Consider the following 13,034-nt stretch of genomic DNA (forward strand, 5'->3'; position numbering starts at 1 on the left):
TTCCAAATAATAGATCACGGGAAGGGAACTCAGTCCCGTTTGAGCGATCAGCTCTATCGCCACACGATACCATCGCCCCATAGAAGTTGAGTCCACGCCAATGTGGGTGTTCTGCTCTCTCATGCCAGATCCTGTCACTTCGCTTACACATACAGAACAACATCAGAGCCCAGCCGCTTGCGTGACAGCGCTGCGAGCAACGAAATCCACCGCTTGAGGTAAGACGATTGATATGAGTACGCGTCAAAGTTTCTGAAAGTTGCATAAAAAAATCCGATGACATGGAGTCATCGGATTTTGATCCTTTCAGTTAGATCCTCAAGCTATCTGTCTTAACTGATCGGCATTACCCTCATGGTGGTTTTTTACTGACCGAGCAATCGGGTTAGGAGATACGCTCTACCGAACCGCCTAGGCCCTTGAACTTATCTTCGATATGCTCATAACCCCGATCCAGATGATAGATACGGTCCACCACCGTGGTGCCTTCGGCCATCAGTCCGGCAATCACCAAACTGGCCGACGCCCGCAGATCGGTCGCCATCACCTGAGCACCATTGAGCTGCTCAATACCGTGAATGATACAGGTATTGCCTTCCAGCTCCATGTTGGCGCCCATACGATTCAACTCGGGCACATGCATAAAGCGGTTCTCAAAGATGGTTTCCGTGATAGTGCCTGTGCCTTCTGCCAGTGCATTGAGCACACAGAACTGCGCCTGCATATCGGTTGGGAAACCGGGATAAGGCAGAGTCTTGATATTGACTGACTTGGGACGCTTGCCCTTCATGTCCAGGGCTATCCAGTCGCTGCCGGTAAGGATTTCGGCGCCGGCATCTTCCAGCTTGGCCAGCACAGCCTCCAGCGAGCCAGGATCGGCATCCAGACAACGGATCCGGCCACGGGTCACGGCTGCAGCCACCAGGAACGAGCCTGTCTCAATTCTGTCCGGCATCACCCGATAACGGCACCCATTGAGCTTCTCCACTCCCTGAATCCGTATGGTGGCGGTTCCGGCGCCCTCAATCTTGGCCCCCATGGCGATAAGGCACTTGGCCAGGTCCACTACTTCGGGTTCGCGGGCGGCGTTTTCAATCACGGTTTCACCGTCGGCCAAGGCCGCGGCCATCAGCAGATTCTCTGTGGCACCAACACTGACCATATCCATAAAGATATGCGCGCCCTTGAGGCGACCATCGACCCGTGCCTTGATATAGCCTTCATCGACTTCTATCTTGGCGCCCATCAGCTCGAGGCCATGCAGGTGCAGGTTCACCGGCCGGGCTCCTATGGCGCAGCCCCCCGGCAGAGACACATCCGCCTTACCGAAACGTGCCAGCAAGGGCCCCAGGATCAGAATTGAGGCGCGCATGGTTTTCACCAGATCATATGGGGCGCAAAACTCATTGATACCGCTGGCATCGATACGTATCTGGCCCTGCCCCAGTTCGGTGACGTTGGCGCCGAGACAGCGTAGCAGCTTACAGCTGGTGCTGACGTCCCTCAGGTTGGGCACATTGGAAACCAGAAACTCCGACTCGGCCAGCACCCCGGCCATCAGGATAGGCAGGGCAGCATTCTTGGCGCCGGAGATCACCACGTTACCGGCAAGCGCACCGCTTGCCTGAATTTTCAGTTTATCCACATTGATACTCTAGGCTGGCATGTTGAAGATTTTTTCACGCTGCCACTGGGTAGGCGTAAAAGTCTTGATACTGAGCGCGTGCATCTCACCACTGGTGATCTTGTCCATCAGGGGCGCATAGATGGCCTGCTGCTGCTTGATACGGCTCATGCCATCGAAACATTCACCCACGGCCACTATCTTGAAATGGCTGCCTTCGGCGCTGACATAGACTTCCGTCAACGAGAGTGAATCCTTTAATATTTGTTCTATCTCTTTGGTATCCATTGGAAACTTACCTAGTTTGGCCCTCTGTGGTAAAGAAGGCATCCAAATCATACAGGGCGATCAACTTACGCACCTGTGGCGAGGGAGAAGCCAGGGTCAGCTCCCCCTTTCTGAGACTGACAAGCTCCATTAGAAACGCCATGCCGGCACTGTCCGAGTATGTCAGCTCGCTGAGTTCCAACCGGCGCACATCGTCCGGCAGCAGTGTCTTGCGCGTCTTCCACAAGCGGGCGACCTCTTCTTGAGTCAAACGCCCGCTCAATTTGCAGCTATCGCCCTGTGGCTCCAGCTTCATAGCGCATCCTTGCCTTTAGGGCCATTGGGATCCACGTGAGCCTGAGTACGCTCTTTAAGCATCTCAATCACGGCATCTATGCCCTTTTGACGAATGAGTGTAGTGACTTCCGATTGCTTGGAGGCCAGCAAGCTGACACCTTCGGCAACCAGGTCAAAGGCCTTCCAGCTGTCGTCCTTCAAACGACGCGCCTTGAACTGCAACTTGATGGGCGGACGACCCGCTTCAATGATCTGCACATTCACCTCGACTATCTTTTCCTGGCTGAAGTCGATGGCGCGGCCAAATTCCACTTTCTGATTGGTGTACTCGGTAAAAGCCTGGGCATAGGTGGAAACCAAATAGCCCTCAAAAGCATCAACAAAGGCATCACGCTGCTCTTTGGTGGTTTGCTGCAGATATTGGCCCATCACCTTGTAAGCCGCGTACTTGTAATCCACATAAGGCATCAGCTCCTCTTGAACAATCACCTTGAGGTGATCCGGATTGCTGTCGATGATGCTCTTGTCCTGATGGAAGCGATCGAATGTCTTGTCGGCAACCTGCTCCACCATGATATAAGGGTTGCTGGTATCGATATCGGCCGCCTGTGCCACAGTTGCAGACGCCAGACAGGCGACGGCCAACAGATTACGGATTATCCCTTTAAACATCTCAGTGCTCCTAGTTGTCCTTTGAACCCATGCTATATAAAAACTGTCCGATCAGATCCTCCAGCACCAGCGCCGAACGGGTATCATCGATGCGATCGCCATCTTGCAAAATCGCGATATCGTCATCCATAAACCCTGGTGTCAGGCCGAGGAACTGCTCACCCAGCAAGCCCGAGGTCAAGATAGCCAGGCTGCTGGTTTCGGGAAACTGGTCGTAACGCTTGTCCATGGTCAGAGTCACCACTGGCACCATCTGCTTGGGATCCAGGGTGATCTTACTGACCCGACCGACAACCACGCCGCCAACTTTTACCGGTGAGCGTACTTTAAGGCCGCCAATATTACTGAACTTGGCCGTCAGAGTGTAAGTATTGCTAGAGGACTGCACCTCCACATTGGCCACCTTGTATACCAGCAGCAGAAAAGCTGCCAGACCCGCCAATAGGAAGAGTCCCACCATAAATTCAATTTTTCGTGTCAACATAGAGTCACCAGAGTTAATCATCCATTATGCGCCGGCGCCAAAATCAGCGGGCAAACATCAGCGCCGTCAATAAGAAGTCCAGCGCCAATACTGCCAGGCTGGACTGCACCACAGTCTGGGTGGTCGCGCGGCTAATCCCTTCCGGATTAGGCACCACCTGATAACCACGATAGAGAGCTATCCAGGTCACCACTATGGCAAAAACAAAACTTTTAATCAGGCAGTTGACTATATCCTGCCGCCACTCCACCGCGGCCTGCAGAATCGACCAGAAGGCGCCATTGTCTATGCCTTTCCATTCAACCCCAACCAGATAACCGCCATAGATACCCACAGTGGTAAACATCAAGGCCAACAGCGGCATGCTGATCACCCCGGCCCAGAAGCGCGGTGCAATCACCTGCCGTAACGGATCTATCGCCATCATCTCCAAACTGGAGAGCTGCTCTGTGGATTTCATCAACCCCAGTTCAGCGGTCAGGGCCGAACCGGCGCGGCCGGCAAACAGCAGGGCTGTGACCACGGGGCCAAGCTCCCTGAGCAAGCTCAACGCTACCATGGGGCCCAGGCTCTCTTCGGTACCGAAGTCCACCAGGATGTTATAGCCCTGCAGCGCCAGCACCATGCCGATAAACAGTCCGGAAACCAAAATGATCACCATGGACTGCACGCCGACGACGTAAACCTGTTTTATCAGCAGTGGCAAGCCTTTGCGTGGCCGTGGCACCTGCATCAGGGCGCCCCAAAGCATCACCCCCGCCTTGCCAAGCCCTGTCACCAGACTCAGCGCATTGCGGCCAAGATTGGCTATCGAATCAGTCAAGCTCACCGAGTAACTCCTTCTGATAATCCTGCGCCGGATAGTGGAAAGGCACGGGGCCGTCCGGCATACCGTCGATAAACTGCCTTAGCTGTGGATTGTCGGCCTGCTTAAGCTCGGCCGGTGTACCTTGGGCTATGATGCGCTTATCAGCGATCACATACACATAGTCGGCAATACTCAGCACTTCACTGACATCGTGGGAAACCACCACAGAGGTGAGGCTCAAAGCATCGGACAACTCTTTGATAAGCTTCACCAGCACCCCCATGGAGATGGGATCCTGACCGGCAAAGGGCTCGTCATACAGCACCATTTCCGGCTCGAGTGCTATGGCGCGGGCCAAGGCAGCCCGGCGCTGCATTCCGCCGGAAAGTTCGCTTGGCATCAACTGCGCTGCGCCGCGAAGTCCTACGGCTTCAAGCTTCATTAACACTATGCGGCGGATAATAGCTTCCGGCAGCCCTGAGTGCTCCCTGAGTGCAAAGGCCACGTTATCGAACACATTCATATCGGTGAACAGGGCGCCGCTCTGGAACAACATGCTCATCCGCTTACGGGCTTCAAACAGCTCGTGGCGGCTCAGCTTATGAATGTCCTGACCATCGAACAGCACCTGGCCGTGATCCGGAGTCAACTGCCCACCAATGAGCTTCAGCAGCGTGGTCTTGCCTATGCCGCTGGGCCCCATGATGGCAGTAACTTTACCCCTGGGAATCGTGAGGCTTATCTGCTCATAAATCACCCTCGAGCCACGACTGAAGCCGAGATTGCTGACCTCGACCAGGGGAGAAGGATTTTGCTGCTTGCTGGATTCCGGCATCAAAATGAAATGGAGACCTTGTCTAGTGGAATTCAAGTTACGGCGCAGCTGTAGCTGCCATGGCACATAAGGCCCGCCGTTATAAGGCTTGATACTGCCGCAGGCTTACTGAATTGACGCTGAATGGCGCCCGGTAACCCGTATGGCCAAGCCAAAGATAAGCGATAAATTGTACGCAATTGAGGATAAGCGCACAACTGAATCAATAGTATCGCGCCGTGATACTTTCAATTTGTAGCAAATACGGCGAAAATGCACGCCAGAATCCGTAGCTTTGTTTACTGCATGTTATTCAATATTTTCTTGCTGCTCGCCGGCTTGTCCGTCCTGGTCTGGAGTGCCGATAAATTCGTTTATGGCGCCGGGGCTTTTGCCCGTAACCTGGGGTTACCCCCCATGTTGATAGGACTGACCATAGTGGCCATGGGCAGTTCGGCCCCTGAGATGTTCGTCGCCGCCAGCGCCTCCATGGCCGGCATGCCGGATACGGCCGTGGGTAATGTGCTGGGCTCCAATGTCGCCAATGTCAGCTTGATCCTGGGGTTAACCGCTCTGCTTGGGGCTATCGCCGTCAGCTCCAAGACCCTGAAGCGGGAGATCCCCATGATGCTGGGTGCCACAGTGCTGGCGGGTTACTTCCTGCACGATGAGTATCTTAGCCGCAGCGAAGGGGTTATTTTACTGGCGCTGTTCTTCGGCCTGATGGGCTATCTTATCTGGCATGCGCTGACCAATAAGAACAAGGATCCACTCGCCGACGAAGCCGATGCCGAGATCCCCAAAGATGTGCCCACTGCCAAGGCGGTACTATGGTTGATAATAGGCTTGGTACTCTTGCCGCTGTCGGCGGATTGGATGGTGGACGGTGCCGTAGGCATCGCCAAGTCTTTTGGACTGTCTGATCTGGTTATCGGTCTAACCATCATTGCCGTAGGCACCAGCCTGCCGGAACTGGCGGCCTGTGTGGCCGGTGTGCTCAAGAAAGAGGACGACCTGGCCATAGGCAATATTGTCGGCTCCAATCTGTTTAACATACTGGCGGTACTGGCAATACCCGGCCTTATCGCCCCGGGCGTAATCGATGCCGCGGCGACCGGACGCGACTTTTATATGGTTTTGGGCACCAGTTGTGCCCTGGCACTCCTGGTGCTGAGCACAGGCAAACAACGTGAACTCAAACGCTGGCACGGTGCCTTACTACTGATAAGCTTCATCGGCTATCAATACAGCCTGTTTCAATCCCACTAGCGATGAAGGGCAAAAAGACGAGAGACAACTATGGCAGAAGCTAAGCAACTGCGCCAATGGGGCCGCAGAGTAATAGATATCGAGAAACAAGCACTGGACAACCTGTACCAGTTTGTTGATTCCCCCGAATTCGCCCAAGCCTGCGAACTGATCCTCAACTGCAGCGGCAAGGTGATAGTGATGGGGATGGGGAAATCGGGCCATATAGGCAACAAGATTTCTGCCACCCTCGCCAGCACGGGCACCCCGGCATTCTTCGTTCACCCGGGCGAAGCCAGCCACGGCGACCTTGGGGTGTTGAGTGAAAACGATATCGTATTGGCTATCTCCAACTCGGGAGAGTCCAGCGAAATTCTGACCCTGATGCCCGTCATCAAGCGCCAGGGGATCCCTATGATCTCCATGACAGGCAAGCCCGAATCCACCATGGCCAAGCTGGCACAACTGCATCTGTGCATCAAGGTGCCAGAAGAAGCCTGCCCCTTGGGGCTGGCGCCGACCTCCAGTACCACGGCCACCCTGGTGATGGGTGATGCCCTGGCGGTCGCGCTACTGCAAGCCAAGGGCTTTACCAAAGATGACTTTGCCCTGTCGCATCCCGGCGGCGCTTTAGGACGCAAGCTGCTGCTCAAGGTCAGTGATGTAATGCACAAAGGCGAAGAACTGCCGCTGGTCACAGAAGATATCTGTATAACCGACGCCCTCTATGAGATCTCCAAGAAGGGCCTGGGTATGACCGCCGTGGTCAATCAGCAGAAGCAACTCGTGGGTATCTTCACCGATGGTGATTTGAGACGTGTCATAGACGCCGGAGTCAACCTGCGTACTACAAAAATCAGCGACGTCATGACCCGTGATTGCATCACCAGTGGTGACAATATCCTCGCGGCGCAGGCGCTGAAGGTGATGGACGAGAATGACATCAATGGTCTTATTGTCATCAATGGCGCCAATGAGCCGATTGGAGCACTCAATATGCTGGATATGGTCAAGGCGGGGGTTATCTGATGAGTCATCAAGGTTTCTACGGCCCCATAAGCGAAGATAACTGGCAAAGAGCCGCCAAAATCAAACTGCTTATCTGTGATGTCGACGGTGTCTTCTCCGATGGCCGCATCTATATGAGCAACAGTGGCGAAGAGCTGAAGGCCTTCCATACCCGCGATGGCTATGGGGTGCGCTCGCTGCTGTCCTGCGGCATTCAGGTGGCGGTGATCACCGGCCGCAAGTCCCAGATAGTCGAAAACCGCATGACGGCCCTGGGGGTAGACAAGATTTATCAAGGCATAGACAACAAGCTGGAGCCCTATGAGGCGCTGCTTAAGCACTATGACCTCGAGCCTGAACAAGTGGCCTATATAGGTGACGACATTGTCGACTTGCCGGTGATGAAGCAAGTGGGGCTGGCGGTTTGCGTAGCCGATGGCCATCCTTGGGTAAGGCAGCACTGCCACATGGTCACTCAGATTGCCGGCGGCCATGGTGCACTCCGGGAGCTGGCGGATCTTATCCTGCTCAGTCAGGACAAATTTGAAAATGCCCACGGAATGAGTATATGAATAGGGTCACCCTGGCCATTATTTTGTTTTTCTCCACTGCACTTATCCTTTACTGGCAGGTGCAGAACAAGCGCAACGCTCAACAGAGTGAGGCGCCTATGGATGTGGTTAGGCCTGACTTTGTCGCCGATGACCTGCGCTCGGTCAACTTTGATGAGCAGGGCAATGTCGCCAGTAGGGTCGCCGCGGCGCACATGGAACATTATGAAGCCAGTGAAAAGACCTTCTTCAACCAACCGGTTTATCTGGTCTATCCGGACAAGGGCGAGGCACAGTGGCGTCTGTCTGCCAACGAAGGCAGGCTCAATCGCAAGAGTAACCGAGTGGTACTTGAAAATAATGTTATCATCGACGCCATTAGCCCCAATGAACCGATCCAGAGCCTGAAAACCAGTTATGTGGAGCTGGATCTGGACACCATGATCATGACCTCAGATCGCGAGATCCTGATCGAAGGCAAAGACTTTAATATCAAGGGATCCGGCCTGTACGCCGATCTCAATGCTCAGCAAGTGAAGCTGACCAGTCAGGTGAAAGGAACCTATGAAACCAAGTAAGCTTTTTATCGGTGCCCTCTTGTGCATCACAAGCCTGTCGGCGGTGGCCATTGAAGAAGATCTGCTGCAAAAAGTACAGATCAGCGCCGCCAATCAGTTTGCCGATATCAAAAACAAGCGTGTGGTATACGGCGGGCCTGTCACAGTCACCCAGGGCAGTTTGAAACTGCTGGCCGATGAACTCACGGCTTACACTGAAGACAAGAGTGGCGAACGGATCCTGGTGGCCAAGGGCTCACCCGCTACCTATACCCAGAAACTGGAAGACGGCCGTCTGGCCAGTGCCAAGGCCAAAGAGATCCACTACAACATAGACAGCCGTATCATGACCCTGCTGGGCCAGGCCAAAGTAGAACAGGACGGCAGTGAAGTGACCGCCGAGAAGATAGTCTACGACATCAACAAGCAGCAGTTGGAAGCGGAAAGCAGCGGCAAAGGCCAAGACAGGGTAACCACTGTTATCCAGCCAGAAAACTATCAGGATCTCAACAAGAAAGAACAGCAGCAGGAGCCGCAATGACCAGCACCCTGACGGCACAGAATCTGGCAAAGAGTTACAAAAAGCGCAACGTCGTCAAAGACGTCAGCCTGTCGGTCAATACCGGCCAAATCGTGGGGCTGCTGGGCCCCAACGGGGCTGGCAAGACCACCACCTTCTATATGGTGGTTGGGCTGGTACAGAGTGACAAGGGCCGTATCTTCATTGACGACGACGAGCTGACCCTGGATCCCATGCACCTGCGAGCCCGTAAAGGCATAGGCTACCTGCCACAGGAAGCCAGTATTTTCCGCAAGCTGTCGGTGCATGACAACATCATGGCCGTGCTGCAAACCCGCAAAGAACTCAACAGCGACAAGCGCGAGGAACAGCTCGAACAGTTGCTGGAAGAATTCCATATTACCCACATACGTGACAGCCTGGGGATGTCCCTCTCCGGCGGTGAACGCCGCCGGGTGGAAATCGCCCGGGCATTGGCCGCCAATCCACAGTTCATTCTGCTGGATGAGCCATTCGCCGGTGTGGATCCCATCTCAGTTATCGATATCAAGAAAATCATCGAACAGCTTAAGTCCCGCGGTTTGGGAGTGCTGATCACAGACCACAATGTTCGCGAAACACTCGACGTTTGTGAGCGAGCCTACATAGTCAGCCATGGGCAGTTGATCGCCGAGGGCACACCCGCTGAAATCTTGGACAACCAGCAAGTGCGTGCTGTGTACTTAGGCGAACAATTCAGGCTATAGTTAGGATCATGTCATCCGGTGGCAATTCCGGGTATTATAGTTTGTTATTATTGAATTTTTTCCTTGAAAAATAACGAGTAGGGATTAGCGGTATAATGAAAGCGTCACTCCAGCTCAAACTGGGTCAACAGTTGACCATGACACCTCAGTTGCAACAGGCTATTCGCCTGCTGCAACTGTCGTCCCTTGAGCTGCAGCAGGAAATCCAGGAAGCCTTGGAAGCCAACCCTCTGTTGGAAATGGCCGAGGACAACCAGGATGACGCTATCGACGACAACCACAAGGAAAACGACGCCGGCGAGTTGAGCGCCAAGCAGGAAGATGGTTCCACGGTAGAAACCTCAGAGGCATTGAACAATGAGTCTATGCCGGATGAATTACCTATGGATACCACCTGGGACGAAGTCTTTACCGCCGCCAGCGCCTCCGGGCCGGCCATGGGCCGTGAAGATGATATGCCCTTCCAGGGGGAAACCAGCGAAGGGCTCTATGAACATCTGGAATGGCAGAAGAACCTGACCCCGTTTTCCGATACCGACGACGCCATTGCCACCGCCATTATTGATGCCATCGACGAGCAGGGTTATCTGACCCAGAGCACAGAGGAGATCCTCGAAGCCATGGGCAACCCTGAGATTGAGCTCGATGAAGTCGAGGCAGTACTCAAGCGGATCCAGCACTTCGATCCTGTCGGCATCGCCTCCAGAGATCTGCGCGAATGCCTGCTGATCCAGTTGCAACAGTTCAACGCAGACACCCCGCATCTGGCCGACGCCCGCTTGTTGATTGACGAACATCTGGATCTCATTGCCGCCCGTGATTTCCGCACCCTGATGCGCAAGACCAGGCTCAAGGAAGATCAGCTGCGTGACGCCATCAACCTTATCCAGAGTCTCAATCCCCGCCCCGGCTTGCTGGTGCAGCCGATGGACGAGGAATATGTGATCCCTGATGTCAGCGTCTGGAAGAAAAACGGCCGCTGGGTAGTAGAACTCAACCCGGACTGTATGCCCAAACTCGGGATCAATCAGCAGTATGCTGCCATGGCTCGTAGCGCCCGCAGTCAATCAGACAGCCAGTTTATTCGTGGTCATCTTCAGGAAGCCAAATGGTTTATCAAGAGCCTGGAGAGCCGCAACGACACCCTGCTCAAGGTGGCCAACTGTATAGTGCAGTTCCAGCAGGGATTTTTTGAATATGGTGAAGAAGCCATGAAACCCATGGTGCTCAACGATATTGCCGAGGCGGTCGAGATGCATGAATCGACCATCTCCAGGGTCACCACTCAAAAGTATATGCATACCCCCAGGGGAATATTTGAATTGAAGTACTTCTTCTCCAGCCATGTCGGCACCGAAGATGGCGGAGAATGCTCTTCCACGGCGATCAGGGCTTTTATCAAGAAGCTCGTGGCAGCGGAAAACCAGAAGAAGCCTTTGAGCGACAGCAAGATGGCGCAACTTCTGGCAGAACAGGGAATCAACGTTGCAAGACGCACCATAGCCAAGTATCGCGAGGCTATGATGATACCACCGTCGAACCAGCGTAAGAGTTTATAAATCCACAGTTGGAAATTGGAGGAATCTTTCTATGCAAATCAACCTGACAGGACATCATATCGAGATCACCGACTCACTGCGTGACTACGTGGAAAGTAAGTTTTCTAAACTTGAACGCCATTTCGAACAGATCAATAATGTGCACGTTGTGCTCAATGTACAAAAACTGCAACAGATAGCCGAAGCCAAGATCCACCTCACAGGCGGCGAAGTCTATGCAACTTCTGAACATGCCGACATGTATGCCGCCATCGACGTTCTGATTGATAAATTGGATCGTCAGGTCATTAAACACAAAGAAAAGCTGACAAAACACTAACGATGGAACTGAGTACCATCCTGCGGCCGGAGTGCACTACCTGTGCCACTCCGGGCAGTAAGAAAAAGGTACTGGAGCTGATTAGCGATCTCGCTAGCGCCCAGTACCCCACCCTTTCCTCTCAAGCGATTTTTGAAAGCCTTTTGGCCCGCGAAAAGATGGGGAGCACAGGTATAGGTAATGGTATTGCGATTCCGCATGGCAGACTACCGGACATTACAGAGCCGATTGCCGTGCTGGTCAAATGCGAAGAGCCTATCGCCTTCGATGCCATAGACAACCAGCCGGTGGACATACTGTTCGCCCTCTTGGTGCCCGCAGATCAATGTCAGCAACACCTGAGTACCCTGTCCGCCATGGCTGAAAAGCTCAGCGATAAGGCGATACTCAAGCAGTTGCGAAAATCCAGCGACGAAACAGAACTCTATCAGGTGATCACAGGATGAAACTCGCCATAGTCTCAGGCCGCTCCGGTTCCGGAAAATCCGTTGCCCTCAGGGTACTCGAAGACCTGGGTTACTACTGTGTGGATAATCTCCCCCTGCCCATGATAGGCAGCCTGTTGGAAAACCTCCGTGGCAGCAATGATCTGGTCGCCATCAGCATAGATGTGCGCAATATGCCGGATCAGGAAAAAGTGCTGGAACAACAGTTAGCGGCCTTGCCGGAAAACACCCAACTGACCAGCTTCTTCCTCAACGCCTCCGATAAAGTGCTGCTGAAGCGCTACAGCGAAACCCGCAGACTGCACCCCCTGTCCAAGAGCAAAGTCTCACTACAGGACGCCATCAAGCTCGAAGGCAAGCTGCTGGAACCTATGTCGAAACTGGTGGATCACTACATAGACACCTCGGCGCTGAACATCTATGAACTCAGTGACACAGTGCGGGAAATTCTGCTTGGCAGTGTCGATAAAGAACTGGTGATCAACTTCGAGTCGTTCGGCTTTAAGCATGGTATGCCCCAGGAAGCCGACTTCATGTTTGATGTGCGCTTTCTGCCCAACCCTCACTGGGAGCCGGCGCTCAGACCGCTGACCGGGCTGGATGAACCTGTGCAGGAGTTTCTCAGCCGCCAGCCACTGGTGAACAAGTTTATCTGGCAGATAGAAAATCTATTGGAAACCTGGCTGCCGCACCTGGAACGCAACAACCGCAGTTACCTCACCATAGCCATAGGCTGCACCGGCGGCCAGCATAGATCTGTCTATGTCGCTGAGCAGCTCGCCAAGCGTTTTGGCAACAGCAAACACAAGGTACAGGCCCGTCACCGGGAGCTGAGTAATGGCAAAGGTTGAACGGGAAGTCACCATAGTCAATAAGCTGGGCCTGCACGCCCGCGCCGCCACTAAGCTGGCGGTGCTGGCCAGCGAGTTCGAAGCCGATATCACCCTGATCCAAGGCGAGAAAAAAGCCTCGGCCGCCAGTGTACTTGGGCTCTTGATGCTGGAAACCGGTCAAGGCAAGAGTATTCGCCTCATCGCCGAAGGCCCGGATGCCGAACCCGCGATGGACGCTATCTGCGCCCTGATCAACGCCCGTTTCGACGAAGCCAGCTAAA

18 protein-coding genes and 1 pseudogene are annotated in these 13,034 nt (G+C 53.9%); 11 read left to right on the forward strand and 8 right to left on the reverse strand.

What is annotated here, in order from left to right:
- Window positions 1-56 precede the first annotated feature (56 nt).
- From HCX89_RS17460 to mlaF, 8 genes and pseudogenes are all read right to left on the reverse strand, one after another.
- A pseudogene (locus HCX89_RS17460) lies at window positions 57-283 on the reverse strand (IS4 family transposase); the annotation flags it as partial.
- A gap of 102 nt (window positions 284-385) precedes the next feature.
- Window positions 386-1,645: a UDP-N-acetylglucosamine 1-carboxyvinyltransferase gene (gene murA / locus HCX89_RS17465; protein WP_144437201.1), complete on the reverse strand. Its 1,260-nt coding sequence runs from the start codon at window positions 1,643-1,645 to the stop codon at window positions 386-388.
- A 9-nt stretch (window positions 1,646-1,654) separates the two neighbouring features.
- Window positions 1,655-1,912: a BolA family protein gene (locus HCX89_RS17470; RefSeq protein WP_025012084.1), complete on the reverse strand. Its 258-nt coding sequence runs from the start codon at window positions 1,910-1,912 to the stop codon at window positions 1,655-1,657.
- Window positions 1,913-1,919: 7 nt separating this feature from the next.
- Window positions 1,920-2,207: a lipid asymmetry maintenance protein MlaB gene (locus HCX89_RS17475; protein WP_028779512.1), complete on the reverse strand. Its 288-nt coding sequence runs from the start codon at window positions 2,205-2,207 to the stop codon at window positions 1,920-1,922.
- Window positions 2,204-2,860 (reverse strand): phospholipid-binding protein MlaC, encoded by a 657-nt coding sequence (locus tag HCX89_RS17480; RefSeq protein WP_025888616.1) that lies wholly within the window; start codon window positions 2,858-2,860, stop codon window positions 2,204-2,206. Before HCX89_RS17480 ends, HCX89_RS17475 begins: the two co-directional genes overlap by 4 nt.
- A 10-nt stretch (window positions 2,861-2,870) precedes the next feature.
- Window positions 2,871-3,344, reverse strand: coding sequence for an outer membrane lipid asymmetry maintenance protein MlaD (gene mlaD, locus HCX89_RS17485; protein ID WP_025011770.1), 474 nt, complete (start codon window positions 3,342-3,344; stop codon window positions 2,871-2,873).
- Window positions 3,345-3,387: 43 nt separating this feature from the next.
- The gene (gene mlaE / locus HCX89_RS17490; RefSeq protein WP_167716827.1) at window positions 3,388-4,173 is read right to left on the reverse strand and encodes a lipid asymmetry maintenance ABC transporter permease subunit MlaE; all 786 of its coding nucleotides are present in this window, start codon (window positions 4,171-4,173) and stop codon (window positions 3,388-3,390) included.
- Entirely contained in the window at window positions 4,160-4,987 is an 828-nt protein-coding gene (gene mlaF / locus HCX89_RS17495) for a phospholipid ABC transporter ATP-binding protein MlaF (RefSeq protein ID WP_096141025.1), read from the reverse strand. Before mlaF ends, mlaE begins: the two co-directional genes overlap by 14 nt.
- A 285-nt stretch (window positions 4,988-5,272) precedes the next feature.
- On the opposite strand from mlaF, the gene HCX89_RS17500 reads away from it, so the two are divergent.
- The 11 genes from HCX89_RS17500 (at window position 5,273) to HCX89_RS17550 (ending at window position 13,033) form a co-directional block, all read left to right on the forward strand.
- Window positions 5,273-6,235: a calcium/sodium antiporter gene (locus HCX89_RS17500; protein ID WP_028779516.1), complete on the forward strand. Its 963-nt coding sequence runs from the start codon at window positions 5,273-5,275 to the stop codon at window positions 6,233-6,235.
- Between the two features lie 30 nt (window positions 6,236-6,265).
- Window positions 6,266-7,243 carry a KpsF/GutQ family sugar-phosphate isomerase gene (locus HCX89_RS17505; protein ID WP_028779517.1) on the forward strand — a complete coding sequence of 326 codons (978 nt, stop codon included), beginning with the start codon at window positions 6,266-6,268 and terminating at the stop codon, window positions 7,241-7,243.
- Window positions 7,243-7,794, forward strand: a complete 552-nt coding sequence (gene kdsC / locus HCX89_RS17510) for a 3-deoxy-manno-octulosonate-8-phosphatase KdsC (RefSeq protein WP_025011767.1) — start codon at window positions 7,243-7,245, stop codon at window positions 7,792-7,794. The genes HCX89_RS17505 and kdsC overlap by 1 nt, the downstream gene beginning before the upstream one ends.
- Window positions 7,791-8,351 (forward strand): LPS export ABC transporter periplasmic protein LptC, encoded by a 561-nt coding sequence (lptC, locus tag HCX89_RS17515; RefSeq protein ID WP_044735208.1) that lies wholly within the window; start codon window positions 7,791-7,793, stop codon window positions 8,349-8,351. Before kdsC ends, lptC begins: the two co-directional genes overlap by 4 nt.
- Window positions 8,338-8,871 carry a lipopolysaccharide transport periplasmic protein LptA gene (gene lptA / locus HCX89_RS17520; protein WP_025011765.1) on the forward strand — a complete coding sequence of 178 codons (534 nt, stop codon included), beginning with the start codon at window positions 8,338-8,340 and terminating at the stop codon, window positions 8,869-8,871. The genes lptC and lptA overlap by 14 nt, the downstream gene beginning before the upstream one ends.
- Window positions 8,868-9,596, forward strand: coding sequence for an LPS export ABC transporter ATP-binding protein (lptB, locus tag HCX89_RS17525; RefSeq protein ID WP_144220441.1), 729 nt, complete (start codon window positions 8,868-8,870; stop codon window positions 9,594-9,596). Before lptA ends, lptB begins: the two co-directional genes overlap by 4 nt.
- A 95-nt stretch (window positions 9,597-9,691) precedes the next feature.
- Entirely contained in the window at window positions 9,692-11,155 is a 1,464-nt protein-coding gene (locus tag HCX89_RS17530; RefSeq protein ID WP_167716828.1) for an RNA polymerase factor sigma-54, read from the forward strand.
- A 31-nt stretch (window positions 11,156-11,186) separates the two neighbouring features.
- On the forward strand, window positions 11,187-11,474 hold the full coding sequence (gene hpf, locus HCX89_RS17535; protein ID WP_025011763.1) for a ribosome hibernation promoting factor: 288 nt from the start codon (window positions 11,187-11,189) through the stop codon (window positions 11,472-11,474).
- Between the two features lie 2 nt (window positions 11,475-11,476).
- On the forward strand, window positions 11,477-11,920 hold the full coding sequence (ptsN, locus tag HCX89_RS17540; RefSeq protein WP_025011762.1) for a PTS IIA-like nitrogen regulatory protein PtsN: 444 nt from the start codon (window positions 11,477-11,479) through the stop codon (window positions 11,918-11,920).
- Window positions 11,917-12,771: an RNase adapter RapZ gene (gene rapZ / locus HCX89_RS17545; RefSeq protein WP_025011761.1), complete on the forward strand. Its 855-nt coding sequence runs from the start codon at window positions 11,917-11,919 to the stop codon at window positions 12,769-12,771. The genes ptsN and rapZ overlap by 4 nt, the downstream gene beginning before the upstream one ends.
- Window positions 12,758-13,033 (forward strand): HPr family phosphocarrier protein, encoded by a 276-nt coding sequence (locus tag HCX89_RS17550; RefSeq protein WP_025011760.1) that lies wholly within the window; start codon window positions 12,758-12,760, stop codon window positions 13,031-13,033. The genes rapZ and HCX89_RS17550 overlap by 14 nt, the downstream gene beginning before the upstream one ends.
- Window position 13,034: the final 1 nt, after the last annotated feature.

The sequence above is a fragment of the Shewanella sp. Iso12 genome, from assembly GCF_012030025.1.
Taxonomy (GTDB): domain Bacteria; phylum Pseudomonadota; class Gammaproteobacteria; order Enterobacterales; family Shewanellaceae; genus Shewanella; species Shewanella algae.

Excerpts from the sequence above, each read along its gene's own strand:
- HCX89_RS17470 (WP_025012084.1), bottom strand. The coding sequence starts at position 1,912 with ATGGATACCAAAGAGATAGAACAAATATTAAAGGATTCACTCTCGTTG.
- HCX89_RS17475 (WP_028779512.1), bottom strand. The coding sequence starts at position 2,207 with ATGAAGCTGGAGCCACAGGGCGATAGCTGCAAATTGAGCGGGCGTTTG.
- HCX89_RS17480 (WP_025888616.1), bottom strand. The coding sequence starts at position 2,860 with ATGTTTAAAGGGATAATCCGTAATCTGTTGGCCGTCGCCTGTCTGGCG.
- mlaD (WP_025011770.1), bottom strand. The coding sequence starts at position 3,344 with ATGTTGACACGAAAAATTGAATTTATGGTGGGACTCTTCCTATTGGCG.
- mlaF (WP_096141025.1), bottom strand. The coding sequence starts at position 4,987 with ATGCCGGAATCCAGCAAGCAGCAAAATCCTTCTCCCCTGGTCGAGGTC.
- HCX89_RS17500 (WP_028779516.1), top strand. The coding sequence starts at position 5,273 with ATGTTATTCAATATTTTCTTGCTGCTCGCCGGCTTGTCCGTCCTGGTC.
- HCX89_RS17505 (WP_028779517.1), top strand. The coding sequence starts at position 6,266 with ATGGCAGAAGCTAAGCAACTGCGCCAATGGGGCCGCAGAGTAATAGAT.
- kdsC (WP_025011767.1), top strand. The coding sequence starts at position 7,243 with ATGAGTCATCAAGGTTTCTACGGCCCCATAAGCGAAGATAACTGGCAA.
- lptC (WP_044735208.1), top strand. The coding sequence starts at position 7,791 with ATGAATAGGGTCACCCTGGCCATTATTTTGTTTTTCTCCACTGCACTT.
- lptA (WP_025011765.1), top strand. The coding sequence starts at position 8,338 with ATGAAACCAAGTAAGCTTTTTATCGGTGCCCTCTTGTGCATCACAAGC.
- lptB (WP_144220441.1), top strand. The coding sequence starts at position 8,868 with ATGACCAGCACCCTGACGGCACAGAATCTGGCAAAGAGTTACAAAAAG.
- HCX89_RS17530 (WP_167716828.1), top strand. The coding sequence starts at position 9,692 with ATGAAAGCGTCACTCCAGCTCAAACTGGGTCAACAGTTGACCATGACA.
- hpf (WP_025011763.1), top strand. The coding sequence starts at position 11,187 with ATGCAAATCAACCTGACAGGACATCATATCGAGATCACCGACTCACTG.
- ptsN (WP_025011762.1), top strand. The coding sequence starts at position 11,477 with ATGGAACTGAGTACCATCCTGCGGCCGGAGTGCACTACCTGTGCCACT.
- rapZ (WP_025011761.1), top strand. The coding sequence starts at position 11,917 with ATGAAACTCGCCATAGTCTCAGGCCGCTCCGGTTCCGGAAAATCCGTT.
- HCX89_RS17550 (WP_025011760.1), top strand. The coding sequence starts at position 12,758 with ATGGCAAAGGTTGAACGGGAAGTCACCATAGTCAATAAGCTGGGCCTG.